Here is a 13382-nt window from a genome sequence, read left to right as displayed (position 1 = left end):
ATTAATTAAAATACAATGATATTACACAACTTTTGCGCTGAGGGACTTAAGCAAACTCACAAACTTACGGACATTAGATTTCAAGCTTGATCTTTTAAGAGTGTGTGCGAAGTAAATCTCGTCCGCTTTACGATCCCTATAGATGCCCAAAGGATGCTTCAGAGGAAACTCTATTGCTGAAGTTGACATATTGGCTTCTTTAGTATTGGGGTTAAACGTATGGGTAGCATCTTCTCTAAAACCTATATTTGAAATTAAATTTACATTGGGGGTTATAGAAAGACCGGAGTTAATAAACTTTGCAAAACTCCATTGATAATCCCAGGTATCTATTTCACCAGCAACAATTTTATCATATAAGTTGATTCTGATCAATATCTCTTCTTTATTTTCACAAAAATCATAATATATCTGTTTGTTCTTGACTTCCTTCCATAAACTCATATCAACATCATAATATTTCCACGCCCTTTGCCAAGAAGCCCAGCCCCATGTCGGACCATATTTTGAAAAGTAATAACTTTCACCGATTTTTCTCTTACCATTCAGAAAATTAGAGCCACAAATTTGCATGATTCTTGAATCGTTTCTATAGAGTTTTAGTAATTCCTGACAAAATCGGAAAAAAGTAGAATGAGGCAAGCAGTCATCTTCAAGAATAATCGCCTCTTCAACTATCTCAAAAACCCAATCTAGACCACTCGATACCCGACTTTTACAACCTAAATTAACATCAGAATAGTTAGTCAACACCTCACAATCCCAATCAATTCCGTCAATAATCGCACGAGCCGCGTTACACTTTTCAATATCATCAGCTCTATCTGGACGCGGACCATCGGCAACCACTAATAACTTAGGTGGTTTCGCCTGACGAATGGCTTCAAACACCCTCGCCGTCGTGTCTGGTCGATTAAAAATCAGGAAGGCCACAGGAGTGGTTAGTTGGAAGTCAGTCATACACGGATTTACTTTTAACTCGCAGCATCATAACCCAGCCTGACCAAATTGTCAACTCTAGGCTAGTGGAACCAGCAATTCTCAGTTTTAGACACAGCAAGCCTTTTTGGGATTTAAAGAACATTTTAAAGGGGGATTTTTGGGGCAACTTTGGGTGTACTATCACGTCAAAAGCCTGAAGACTCGTGAAATGAAATTCGCCATCCCATTGAATTTTACCCCGTATGATGCGAACTAACTCCCAAAAGCCTTGCTACAGGGCAAATTTAGAATTGCTGTAGTGGGACTACCAAAATCCGCCTAGACGAAGTCAGAGACTTTCGGGATTAATCCCCAATTCCCTGAGTTTAGCCGCCAATCGTTCGGCTTTTTCTTCGGCTGCCTCAGCTTTCTGTTGTGCTTCCTCAGCCAACTCTCGCGGGGTTGGTAACAAGATTCCATCTAAAGTCGCCCAGCGAATCCAGACGGTTGTTACCCCTCTATATTCTCCCTGCCAACGAACTAAAGCTAATTCCAAACGACCACTGATTAGCCATCCTTTCTCGTTGGGTTGCTGCAGTTCATATAGGCCATCAACTAAGACAAATTCGGCGAAATCTTCAGGATTAAAAGGATCGTACCAGAAATATTCAGGCACTCGTAACTTATCTTGATAAATCTTTTTTTTCTCGGTTTTGTCTATTTGGGCGGTACTTTCTGAAAGTAGTTCAATCACTACATCGGGGGCTTTTCCCTCCTCCCAAGTAACCCAACTTTTTCGCTCCCCTTTTGGTACGTCTAAGACGGCAAAAAAATCAGGTCCTTTGAAGTCTTGATTTTTCAGTTGTGCTGTACTGAAATAGACGAACATATTGCCACTGGCATAACCATCTTCTCGTTGGTCTAGCCAAGGTGATATAGTGTCTATTAACAGATCCATCTGCCATTTATGCCTTTGAGTTTCCATGGGTACTCCATCATCGCAGGGAAGTTCATCTTGCGTGGGTAATGCAGTTAACTGCATCGGTTGACTAAGCGTCAGAGTTTCCATATTTCTGTCCTATATTTTGGGTTTAGTTATTTAGATTTCCTAGATTTTTTGCCCTCTTTCATGCAAATGTTACTTTAATTGACTGGCTATAGCAATTCTAAATGAGTCGTGAACAGGCAGGGGGCTTAAGCCCCTTGTTCAGCTACCTGTTGTCAAGGGTTTAGGGATTACTATATGTTACATCACAATTCTAGGCTAAGACTCATTTAAGTAGAAATCATCATCCAAGAGCTGCTCAATTGAAAAAGGACAGGTGATTGGATACTCATTTTCTAATGGTATGCGAACGCCAAATTTAGCTTTTTTTCCATCTCTAATTGCCAGCTGGCGAGCGTCTGGATAGACTGAGGAAACTGCTGTTGACAGATAGGGATTGAGAGATGGAGTATCTCGTAAGCTTTTTTGAACTCGCTGCCGGTGTTCGTTGATTGAATCATACCAACTGCCTGTCATAATCTCAGGCGCATCGCCTTGTATCTTGAGCTTGAGTAAATGAGCCAACAAAACCATTAAGTTACTTTCTAAGGCTCTTTTTTCTGACTTGCCCAAGTCTTGTAATTCCTCAATTAAGTGTTCAACGTCTAGTCGTTCAAATTGACGATCTTTTAATTGTTGGATTGTCTGCTCAATCCACAAATCAAAATCAGAATCATATAAAATAGTGGACATTTCTCGCAGTTTTATTAATGATATAACTTCGACAAGCCTAATATTAACAAATATTGTGCGTTTTGTCAATTGGCGATCACCTGATAATTTCCTTGTACTATTTATCTTCCTTAACCTTTCTTTTATTAACTGACTTCTACATCTCTTGCAGAACTATAAACTTCTATTCCTAAATTTTTAGCTATTTCCTGCGCCTTGAAATCTACCGTCAGTGAAATAACTATCTTGCAGTTGGATTCTTGTTGGTGTCGCTGCTGATAAAATTGTACTTTTACTTATAGAGGATTGGATTTCGCCAATTATCAACAGTCCATTTTTGATTAACAAATCCAATTCTATTTGGTCTGGTCTGCCAAAGACTTCGCCTTCGTCATCATATTCAGTAATATTAATCACCTGCACTCCGAAAGACTCTTCTAAAATTGCTTTCAGAGCATCGCGGAAAGATTCCTCCGAGTGCAGTCCCCCTATCGATGCCAAAGCACCAACACTACTGTGGTAATCGTCCCGCATTTCCCTATCTTGGAGAATTTCGGCCATTTCTTGGCGGATAATCGCCTTAATTTCTTCTTGTGTCATGATTTTTAGATCGCAGGCCACCTCTTTAATTCTATTATATCGAAGGCGATTGCGGCTCTCAGTGCCAGATATAGATGCCAAGTTTATCAAACATATCTTCTGCACTTTGACAACTTACCATCTCTTCTTCTCGGTCGGTCTTTTTAAAGGTTTCCTCGGTTGTTTTGTTGGGAATGTTAACAGAAAAAGGTAGCCCCTTATTCAAGGCAACCTGTTGATAAAGTAAGGTGATTGACGCGGCGTTTATCGATCCTAATTGTTGAAAAATTTCTTCAAAAATTTCCTTTAATTAAGACTCAAGATTAGCTGTTATTGACATTTTATTTGTCAGAGTAAATTGCAAGAAAAATCGCTTCTCAGTTAATTGTGGCTCCTATACAATTTTTCAGCTTCAGTACAGGACAAAAAGCTTAAAGATTGCTTTGTGTCTATTTATTAATTACTCAAAGAAAATGCCAAGACCATGCTTTCTAATATGTGAGTAAGCACCAAAAGCAAACCCCAATCCGAAGAAATTTAGGGTATCGTAACCTCCAGAAGTTAATAGCCATATTGACCATCCAAGCACACCTGGTAGAACAGTTAGCAAAGCCGTGCGTTCCTTGGGATCAAAAGCATAGGGGTTAAGTAATGCCTTACAATATAAATAGGGTATCTTAATATAGAAAAAGAAGATAACGACAAGGAATAAAGGTAATCCACCCTTGAGAAGAAAAGTCAGCGGCCCTATATGAAGCCAATTTATTTCCAAATCTACATTCCAACCTCTGCGTATAGGATTAATAAAAGTAGCACCTAGACCTTTACCGGCTAAAAAATCTAGATCTTGTAGATTTCCAATTACAAAATAAGCCTCTTCAATTCGGGCGTTATCCGAACCGCTAGATTCGTCAGTAAAAGCTCTCTCATATAGTAAATTTCCCTCGAATAGTTGTACCAGATCAAAATCGAAAACTATAGCAATAATAGCAATAAACATAAAAATGGTAAAAGATATTAAGATAAACTTTAGCCACCTTAATGACATAGATGGTTGAGGGTTAAGAACCATAGTTCTGCTACATACTTTGTAAAATAATAAGCCAAAGCCAGAACAAATGAAGACAACTAGTACGCCTAGAAAAGCCCCTCTAGTTGCACCTATAAATCCAGAAAAGTAGAATTGTAAAAATACTAATCCTAATAGTGGAATTACCAAAAACCATCCCACCCTGCATAAAATCACTAGAGAAATACCAGTGGCTATCAAGCTTGCCGTTATAATTACCATATGCCCACCTGCTACTCTTGTATCTATTCCTATAGCCGAGTTTGTACTTATCACTCCTTTCGCTAACATAACTTTAAGAGTTGTCTGAAAAGTTTGGTAGATTATGTAAGTTAAAAAAAACACATAAGCAGTAAGTTGAAACTTTGGAAAATAGGATTTGGAGAGAAGGAAAAACATAGCCATTCCGAACCATGGATAGATAAGAACAAGCCATTCTTTGTACATCCAGTCAATTTCATTACCAGAGATCCAGCCGATCAAACTATACAACAATAAAGCAGAGCCATATAATATTCCTATTTTTCCCAAAAGCAACTTTCTAAACTCTTTTTCAATCAAAAATGCCGATGCTAAGGAAATTAAAAATCCCCACATCGTTGGGGAAATAATAAATCTAATGGTAGCCTCAACTTTCCCAAACCAAATATACTCAAAAAAATTAAAATAAACTAGAGGCAAACTGATATAGAAAATCAAAGTAGCGATGAGTTTATTAACTAATTTATTTTCTCTACTGTTCATTTTAGTTGATATCCTATGTAATGGAAGTCATAAATTGAATTTTACACAAACTCTAAAATTTTCTGAAAAGCATATCTCAATTGCTCGATTGAATGCAGGCGTCTATACCCTTCAAAATCTGGCTGGATAGAAAGATTGCCGGTGGAGAGTTCCTCATGCAATCTTTCTAAGATGCTAACACACTGAGACACACTTCCTCCTTCAATCCCATAGCCAAGATTAAACTTCTGAACCCGTTCGCCCATACAGTAGTTTTTGCTGGCGATTACAGGTTTCTCGAAGATTGCTGCTTTAATCAATACGTTGACGCTGGGAAAGAAATTTTCATAGGCAGCATAAAGGACATCGCATACCTGAATAATGGCATTGAATTGTGCCTCAGTAGGAATCCGAGTTAAATGGAAGAAACAGTTGTCTGGGTTTACTTTGACAATCTCCTCAATTTTCGCCAGTTCTACGGCTGTAAATGCTGGTTCAGCCAGCCTACCTGCAAAGACAAAAAACCAGCGATTGCTCACTTGTTGAGAAACTTCCAGAAGTGTAAGTGTTCCTTTCCGCTTATCTAGAGATCCCAACAAACCAATGATCTTCCTGCCAGCAGCTTTAGCACGAATTTTTTGGGTAGTCTCAAAGCTCATATCGGGTGGCGATTCATCGGTAAAATCAGGAAAAATGACCACAGGTTTATTAAGCTTCTGCTGTAACTTGTCAGCAATACCTTCGTCTAGCACGGCAACTACTGGACAGTGGGAAGATTTTAGCACTGATAAGGGATTTAAGATGCCGTGGCGCATCCACTCAAGTTTTGGTGGTATCCGTAGGTAGCCAGGTTGAAAATAAAGCCCTGACCAAGGATAGGGAAAGATGGTGTCGGTGATAGCGGGAATTAATCCTAAGTATGTATCAAGCCAGGCGAAAAAGGTGATATCGGGGGTTTTGCCTAGCTTTGAGGAAATTTCTTGGATACTCTGAGCGACTCGTTGCCAGCGGGCTACAGCCATTGCTCTCGCCTGCAACCGGCGACCAGAAAACTGACTTGGCGAGGGTTCATGCAACTCAAAGGAGTGAAAGTTACTTGCCAACTCTGGACAGTGGCTGGCAATCCACAGGTTCATCTCTTCCGGTTCGGGACACAGAGAGATTACTTCATTTCCCAGGTCTAGTAGCGTCTTGGCGAAAAACTTCAGGTAGGTAGGGTGGTGGCCACCCCACAAGGTATCAACTAGGGCGATGGTTTTCAAAGCTTTTAACTCTGGTTCTTAGATTTCTGTGATACGGCCACGAACATATGATTGCCTATACTAACCTTACTTATGTCATTTTCAAGCAATGGCTCAAGCCGGCCGTAGGAACCCAGTTTAAACCAATTATAGCCACAATCCCTAAGCATTAAGATAATGTCTGAAGGGTGATAACCAAAGGCTTTTGACATTTCATCGGTAATTTCTATTAAAAGTCGAGAGATTTTTTGGGATTGAAACATTTCCAGCATTCCCTTGAGTACAAGGTATTCTCCGCCTTCAACATCAAGTTTCATTAAATCTATATGCTGTACATTATTCTTTTGTAACCAGGTAGAACCCCGAAAAAGTTGAACTGGTATTGTCTTAAATTTATCGGGAGCTGCTGAAGGATGAATAATCTTGCCCAATGAGTTATAAACTTCCATTCCTGGTGCGCCTGAATTGAATTCTACAATCTCATCTTTTTCTCCAAAACCTGCCTGATGTATTTCCAGGTTATTAAATTTGTTCAACTCCTTATTTTTTTTCAGTAGATTGAAGGCAAAGTCTCCCGGTTCAAAAGCTATAACACGACCGCTTGGAGTTACTATTTTAGAGCAAAATAGCGAGAAGTAGCCAACGTTAGCACCAATATCCAGAAAAGTTTGTCCAGGTTGGAGATGATCGCGGATGAAATCAAGTGATTCAGGTTCAAATATATATTTAGTATAGCCAATTTTAAAGTACATATCTGGGTGGATCACCATTGCTAGATTAATTCCTGGCATTACATCCACCAACTCTTGACCTTTGGCTTTTGCCGCTTCTAATTTAAGCTGGTTTTGATGAAAAAGATTTTGATCTAACTGCAATCGTCGGGCTATTGCTCTTGTTAACCTTCTTGAAAAGAATTTTAAGGTTTTCACAATTTTGTACTCCTTATATACAAAAAAATCAGAATGATTTAATACCCATCAAACGAAAAACTAATTTCTCTGGAATGCCCAATTTTGCCAAAACTAATGACAGGGCTTTGGCTAGAGTTTTCAGGCGATATATGCCGTCAAAATAAGAGGATTCAATGCGAGGAATTAATAAGATTGCAACTATATAAAAAACAATCATTGTAGCAATTTGTATTACAGTATTTGCTTTTATATAAATAAGTATAGCATGAAAACAACAAGCTACAACCATCAATAACAAAGACGAGTATAGAGGTTTAATTAACCAACGACAAAAAGTCATCCAGTCCATCTTAGGCTTAAGACGGCGAGATAAATAAATTGTTCCAACGAACGTCATTAGCTGTCCTAGCACCGCATATTGAAAACCAAATACTAAAGCAAATATAGCAAAAAATGGCAGATAACCAAGCCCGATAATCATGTGAAAAATCCAGTTACCTTTTGCATCTCCTTTACTTAGTCCGAAAAAGAATGGTACTATCGCATTGCCATGAATATAGCCTACCCAACAGAAAATAAACAACTGAAAACTCGCTTTGCTAGAAAATCCAGCATTGACCATGATAGTCAATAAAGCTGGACCGGCAATAATCAGTCCTGAATAGACAAAACCTGCAATTAACCCAATAAACCAGCGCAAGCGGTCTTCTATTTGTTCTGCTACTACTTCTAATTTATCTCCTTGAGCCGAGAGCATGGGAAATAGATAAGAAGACTGTCCAACTAACATTTGGTGAACTGTTATATAAATTCTTTGAGCAAAGGTGTAAAAAGGTAAAGAAGAACTGCCAAATACAGAAGTTAAAAATATTTTATCAACACCATCAAAAAATATAACTTTTATCTGAGTCATGTAAACCCATTTCCCAAAAGACCAAAGCTCAATAAACATTGCTTGATCCCAGGAAGGACGTGTCAAAAATCCCAGAATTTTAGTAACTATAAACCCCGTACATAAACAACTCAGAATAGATAGAGTTAAACTAATTATGCCTAATGTTAAAATATTAGGAAAGGCTTTCAAAAAAGTTATTCCCAAAATACCATTGGCTAACATAAAAGTAGTATTAATTTTAGTCTGCCAGTCAAATCTTTGAAGAGAAGCGAGAAATATCTTAAAATAACCAGTGATTTGTTGTAACAAAAATGCCAATCCTAATAATATACAGTACCAACGTCCTATAGAAGCATTTCCTTCGTATTTACTCCACTGAACAATCCAAGCAGAACCGAAAGCAAAAATACAAAACCCAAACAATCCAAAAGCCAGAGAAGTTGTAAAACAGACACCAGCTATTGTCTGAATTTCTTGATAATTCTTTTCTTCATGAGCGCGACTAATCAACCGGGTTGCAGCCGCACCCAGTCCCAAACCGCTAAAGGTGTTGTTAATGCCAACAATAGTCGCAATAGCAATGGCAAATCCAGCTTCCGCTTCTCCCAACCAGCGAATCGTTAACCCGGCAAAAAGGAATCCGAGGATAGCTGTCATGAGAGAACCAATGGCAGTCCACTTAGAATTATTAACAGCTTTGGCAAGTAGATCGCTCAACTTAAGTAAACTCCTTTTTGATACCGCTCTAATTACATAACATCAGTGTTCTTAAATATAGCATCCATTTGCAGTATTTCTGAAAGATTTTCATGGTATCGCCATTCAAATCCCTTGCCAACCATAATATATTTATTCTCTTCTAGTAGTTTGATGATTTCCCATAAATAGGGTTGCTCTCGATAAAACTGACGAAATGATAATTCAATCACTAAGTATTTGGATTTTTTTAGTAAATTCATACTGCCCTTTAAAACCTCAAGCTCAAAACCTTGAACATCTAGTTTAATTACATCAGGGATTGGTAGATTATCATTGGCATATATTGCATCTAAAGTTCTAATTTCTACCTCCTCCATATCCTGCTGGTTTTGTGAAATACTATTGGGAAAATATTTATTTTGTTCTTCAGAATCAAGAAAAGATGCTGAAGAAGTTCCTCCTTTAATTAATAACTTATCTTCCCTTTCACCTAATCCACAATGGTAAATAACTTTGCTAACTCCGGGTAAAGATAAAGATTGCAATTTTTCTTGATACTGAGATTGGGGTTCAAAAAAAACCACGTGTTCCAAAGTGGGACTCATTTGACTCAAAACATAAGTCCAGTTACCAGCATTTGCCCCTATATCACAGAGACACTTTGGTTGAATAAATTTCAGCAATACATCTATGGTCTCAAAACAATCTATATATCTGAATATACTTGATTCACATCCAAAATATTCGATTCTTTTCGATAGCCGAAACATCCTACTCGAGAGACCTTTTAACAGTTTAGCCAACAATAATTTTTGTTCCATGATAGTCTATCAATTATTTTGTCAATTAGTTCCACAAAAGGTTAGGTTAAATTGTCGAGACGCGACCGCCACCAGTTTCCTCAAGCTTATGATTGATTTTCTGGTTTAATTTGCCGAATCAAATAGCGAACTTCTGACAGCAAAACCTCAAAACGCTTGTCTGACTCTTCCTGTCTTTGCCTGATTTCGGCAATTTCTGCTTGCCGAGCTTCATTTTCTCGCTGTTGTTGAGCAGCTATTTGTAACAGTGCTTGTGCAGTTATTCTTACCCCATCTACTGATTCTCTGACTTCCGATACCGATCCTCGCAATTCCGAAACTGAGTCTGCTAATTCATCTAGCATCTCATCTGTCCATCTCGTCCGTTCCCCATCCCGTTTTGTCATGGCTTGTTTTTCTCCCTTCTCAGTTTCAATAGCTGCGTAAATTGTAGGTAATCGTAATTATAGACGCGATCTCCGCCATTTCCCTCAAGCTTATGATTGATTTTCTGGTTTAATTTGCCGAATCAAATAGCGAACTTCTGACAGCAAAACCTCAAAACGCTTGTCTGACTCTTCCTGTCTTTGTCTCATTTCATCCATATTACGCTGTTGCTGTGCTGCAATCTCGAGTAAAGCTTGTGCTGTCAGCCGTACTCCATCCACTGAATCTCTAACTTCTGAAACCGATTCTCTCAATTCCGAAACCGATCCCCTCAATCCTGAAACCGAGTCTGCTAATTCATCTAGCATCTCATCAGTCCATTGCGTCCGTCCTTCATGATTTTTTGTCATCGCTTGTTTTGCTCCCTATTTATAGCGTTTCTGATTCAGAAGAAGTACATTTCCGATTCTGAACAGCTTAATCAGCAAAGATTTAAGTGTGCCGCACAGATGCGAGAACCGCTATAATTTTTGATAACTACTTGAATTGTACACGCGATCGCCGCCAGTCGCCTCAAGCTTATGATTGATTTTCTGGCTTAATTTGCCCAATCAGATGGCAGACTTCTGAGAGTAAAACCTGAAAGCGTCAGTCCGACTCTTGCCATCTTGGTCTGATTTCAGTAATTTCTGCTCTCCTTGCTTCATTTTCTCGTTGTTGCTGTGTGGCGATTTGTAGCAGAGCTTGTGCTGTCAATTGTAACACTTCTACCGAATCTCTGACCTCTGAAACCGATTCCCACAATTCCGAAACTGAGTCTGCCAATTCATCTAGCATCTCATTTGTCCATCTGAGGTGTCCAGCCGAGCTTCCTGTCATGGCTGACTTTTCCCCTTTTTTAATAATCAATTTTCTGAACGGTGGGTAGGATTATCAGCAAGCTTGACCATAAGACGAGGCTGGACAAAAATTAGCAGTTCTGGAAAAACTAGAGTTATCATCGTAGCACGGTGTTATGATTAAGCGGTGATTGATCGAGCCAGATTGCTACCGCAAAATCTTTTAATAGAGTTATCCCTTGAATATTTGATTAATGATGAACAACCAACAAAACGGGGCCTTGAAAACCCAAAGCCAAGAAAATCTGCCAGTCTTTGCTCAACCGGCTTTTATCCCCTCCCCGACGCAGGAAGAAGAGGAACTCAATCTGCGTCAATTGCTTTCCGTCATCAAGCATCGCTGGTGGTTAATCGCTGGCATCACCCTAGGGTTGACGAGTGCGATCGCTGTTTATACTTTCTCAAAAACCCCTATCTATCAAGGTAAATTCCTGCTGCTCATCGGTCAACCCATCGAAGAAAATAAAAGTTCTTCCAGACTGGCAGCCCAAGATATCCTGCCTCAGTTAGGTGGAGAGAACATCGATTATGATACCCAAATCGCTGTTTTAACCAGTCCTCAACTCCTTAACCCCATCCTTAGTAAAATAACTCCTAAGTATCCCGATTTTACCTACAGTGATTTAATTAGTAAAACTGGCAAATCTAATCTCGAAATTAGTCAGTTAAAAGAGACGAAAGTTTTAGAAATTTCCTATCAAAATGAGGAACCGGAAAAAATTAAGTTGGTTTTAGACAATTTAGCCCGTCATTACCTCAACTATAGTTCTCAGGAACGAAAGACCGAAATTAATCAAGGCTTAGATTTTGTTAACGCTCAATTGCCCGTGCTGCAGGAACGAGTTAATTCTCTACAAAAACAAATGCAGCAATTTCGGCAGCAATACAATTTCCTCGATCCCGATAAAGAGGCGACTCGTTTATCACAACAGTTAACCAATACTGAACAAGATTATCGGGCAGCCCAAGTTGCCCTTAACGAAATTAACTCTCGCTATCAGGCTTTACAGCAACAGGTGGGATTAGCCCCCGATCAAGCAATTATCGCTACTTATCTCAGTGAATCTCCTGGTTATCAAGATTTGCTCAAGCAGCTGCAGGAAGTAGAAGTGGAATTGGCCAAACAATCGGCAGTTTTTGCCAAAGATAGCCCGATAATCGCCACCCTAGAGGAAAAACGCGCTAATTTACTGCCTCTACTGCAAAACGAGGCACAGAGAACCCTAGGGGAAAAACTGCCCCAGACAGTGGGTAATTCCCCGGCTTTGGTATCACGGAGTGCTCTGCGGGTAGAATTAACCCAGCAATTGGTGGAAGCTGCTAACAGTCGCCAAACCCTAGAAATTAAGGTAGAATCCCTTGCCCAGGCCCTCGAACAACAGAAAGCCTCGGTCAAAAATCTGGCGGTTTTAGCCCGTCGCTATACGGATTTGCAACGAGAATTGGAAATCGCCACCACCAGCCTTAACCGTTTTCTGGAGCAACAGCAAAAATTACAGTTACAGGTGGCACAACAAGTGGTGCCTTGGCAACTAATTTCCCCACCAGAAGTAAGAGAAAACTTCGTTTCCCCTAAACCCGCGCGAAATCTGGCTTTAGGCGTTATCGGTGGCCTTTTATTAGGACTGGGGGCAGCCTTTTTAGCTGAAAGATTAGACCCCGTTCACCACAGTGCAGATGAAATAAAAGAAGATACCAAACTACCCCTTTTGGGCGCAATTCCCTGGCAAAAAGACCTCGGTATGATCGAAAAAGTGATCACCGCCGCCCTACCTCAGTTAACAGTCGGCGATCGCAAACTTACTATCCCTAATAGTACTGGGAAATCGGCCGACGAAAACCCCTCCTACTATAATTTCTCCCCCTTCTCGGAAGCTTTCCGCACCCTCAACACCAATATTCGCCTCCTCGGTTCCGATTCCCCCCGCAAGTCCCTCGTGATTAGTTCTGTATCACCGGGAGATGGTAAAACCACCATATCAATGAATATCGCTAAGGCCGCCGCTGGTATGGGACAAAGAGTTTTACTGGTGGATGCCGACCTGCGACGACCCCAGGTTCACCTGCGACTTAATCTCGATAACGACCACGGCCTTAGTAATGTCATCGCTGAGGGTCTCGATTGGAAGGAAGCGATTCAACCTCTACCCCGCTACGAGAATTTATCGATTCTTACCGCTGGTCCAATTCCCCCGGATCCAACCCGCTTGCTTTCTTCCCAGAGAATGCAGGAGATGATCTCACAATTACAGCAAGAGCAGGCCTTCGATCTAATTATCTATGATCTACCACCGATCGCCGCCTTTGCCGATGCGAAAATTCTCGCCGCCATGGCCACCGGACTGATTCTCGTCACCAAACTGGGCAAAACCGATCGCTTTGTGCTTAAAAATCTGCTCGAAGATCTGAGATTATCTCACATTTCTGTGTTAGGTTTAGTGGCTAATAATGTTAGTCGGAAAGACCACAATTATCGTTACTATGGCCATTACTACGGGAAGAGATAATTACAATAAAGATATATCCCCCCTTAATAAGGGG

Annotated in this window: 13 protein-coding genes and 1 pseudogene; 1 reads left to right on the top strand and 13 read right to left on the bottom strand. The window is 40.0% G+C overall.

Annotated elements, in window-relative coordinates:
* Positions 1-21 precede the first annotated feature (21 nt).
* The 13 genes and pseudogenes from IM485_RS03490 to IM485_RS03435 all read right to left on the bottom strand — a co-directional run bounded on the left by IM485_RS03490 (position 22) and on the right by IM485_RS03435 (position 10821).
* Positions 22-960, bottom strand: a complete 939-nt coding sequence (locus IM485_RS03490) for a glycosyltransferase family 2 protein (protein ID WP_287741308.1) — start codon at positions 958-960, stop codon at positions 22-24.
* A gap of 310 nt (positions 961-1270) precedes the next feature.
* Entirely contained in the window at positions 1271-1990 is a 720-nt protein-coding gene (locus IM485_RS03485) for a Uma2 family endonuclease (protein WP_287741305.1), read from the bottom strand.
* 195 nt (positions 1991-2185) lie between these two features.
* The gene (locus IM485_RS03480; protein WP_287741342.1) at positions 2186-2659 is read right to left on the bottom strand and encodes a DUF29 domain-containing protein; all 474 of its coding nucleotides are present in this window, start codon (positions 2657-2659) and stop codon (positions 2186-2188) included.
* Between the two features lie 177 nt (positions 2660-2836).
* Positions 2837-3238 (bottom strand): DUF3782 domain-containing protein, encoded by a 402-nt coding sequence (locus IM485_RS03475; protein WP_238141965.1) that lies wholly within the window; start codon positions 3236-3238, stop codon positions 2837-2839.
* Positions 3239-3296: 58 nt separating this feature from the next.
* Positions 3297-3518, bottom strand: a complete 222-nt coding sequence (locus IM485_RS22635) for a type II toxin-antitoxin system RelB/DinJ family antitoxin (protein ID WP_104396456.1) — start codon at positions 3516-3518, stop codon at positions 3297-3299.
* A gap of 159 nt (positions 3519-3677) precedes the next feature.
* Positions 3678-5030: a hypothetical protein gene (locus IM485_RS03470; protein ID WP_287741301.1), complete on the bottom strand. Its 1353-nt coding sequence runs from the start codon at positions 5028-5030 to the stop codon at positions 3678-3680.
* A 41-nt stretch (positions 5031-5071) separates the two neighbouring features.
* Complete coding sequence (locus tag IM485_RS03465; RefSeq protein WP_287741299.1) at positions 5072-6271, bottom strand: glycosyltransferase family protein; 1200 nt, start codon at positions 6269-6271, stop codon at positions 5072-5074.
* A gap of 5 nt (positions 6272-6276) precedes the next feature.
* Positions 6277-7179 carry an FkbM family methyltransferase gene (locus tag IM485_RS03460; RefSeq protein WP_287741295.1) on the bottom strand — a complete coding sequence of 301 codons (903 nt, stop codon included), beginning with the start codon at positions 7177-7179 and terminating at the stop codon, positions 6277-6279.
* Between the two features lie 28 nt (positions 7180-7207).
* The gene (locus IM485_RS03455; RefSeq protein ID WP_104396459.1) at positions 7208-8773 is read right to left on the bottom strand and encodes an oligosaccharide flippase family protein; all 1566 of its coding nucleotides are present in this window, start codon (positions 8771-8773) and stop codon (positions 7208-7210) included.
* A 32-nt stretch (positions 8774-8805) separates the two neighbouring features.
* Positions 8806-9576 carry an FkbM family methyltransferase gene (locus tag IM485_RS03450; RefSeq protein WP_287741290.1) on the bottom strand — a complete coding sequence of 257 codons (771 nt, stop codon included), beginning with the start codon at positions 9574-9576 and terminating at the stop codon, positions 8806-8808.
* 86 nt (positions 9577-9662) lie between these two features.
* On the bottom strand, positions 9663-9962 hold the full coding sequence (locus IM485_RS03445) for a hypothetical protein (RefSeq protein WP_287741287.1): 300 nt from the start codon (positions 9960-9962) through the stop codon (positions 9663-9665).
* Between the two features lie 90 nt (positions 9963-10052).
* The gene (locus tag IM485_RS03440; RefSeq protein WP_287741284.1) at positions 10053-10352 is read right to left on the bottom strand and encodes a hypothetical protein; all 300 of its coding nucleotides are present in this window, start codon (positions 10350-10352) and stop codon (positions 10053-10055) included.
* A 169-nt stretch (positions 10353-10521) separates the two neighbouring features.
* Positions 10522-10821: pseudogene (locus IM485_RS03435) on the bottom strand (hypothetical protein).
* A gap of 214 nt (positions 10822-11035) precedes the next feature.
* On the opposite strand from IM485_RS03435, the gene IM485_RS03430 reads away from it, so the two are divergent.
* Complete coding sequence (locus tag IM485_RS03430; RefSeq protein WP_287741282.1) at positions 11036-13348, top strand: GumC family protein; 2313 nt, start codon at positions 11036-11038, stop codon at positions 13346-13348.
* The last annotated feature ends 34 nt before the right edge of the window (positions 13349-13382 follow it).

The sequence above is a fragment of the Microcystis sp. M169S2 genome (assembly GCF_020245865.1).
GTDB lineage: Bacteria > Cyanobacteriota > Cyanobacteriia > Cyanobacteriales > Microcystaceae > Microcystis > Microcystis ichthyoblabe_A.
The sequence above is the reverse complement of the archived record's forward strand: the minus strand, read 5'-3'. Positions and strand labels throughout refer to the sequence as shown.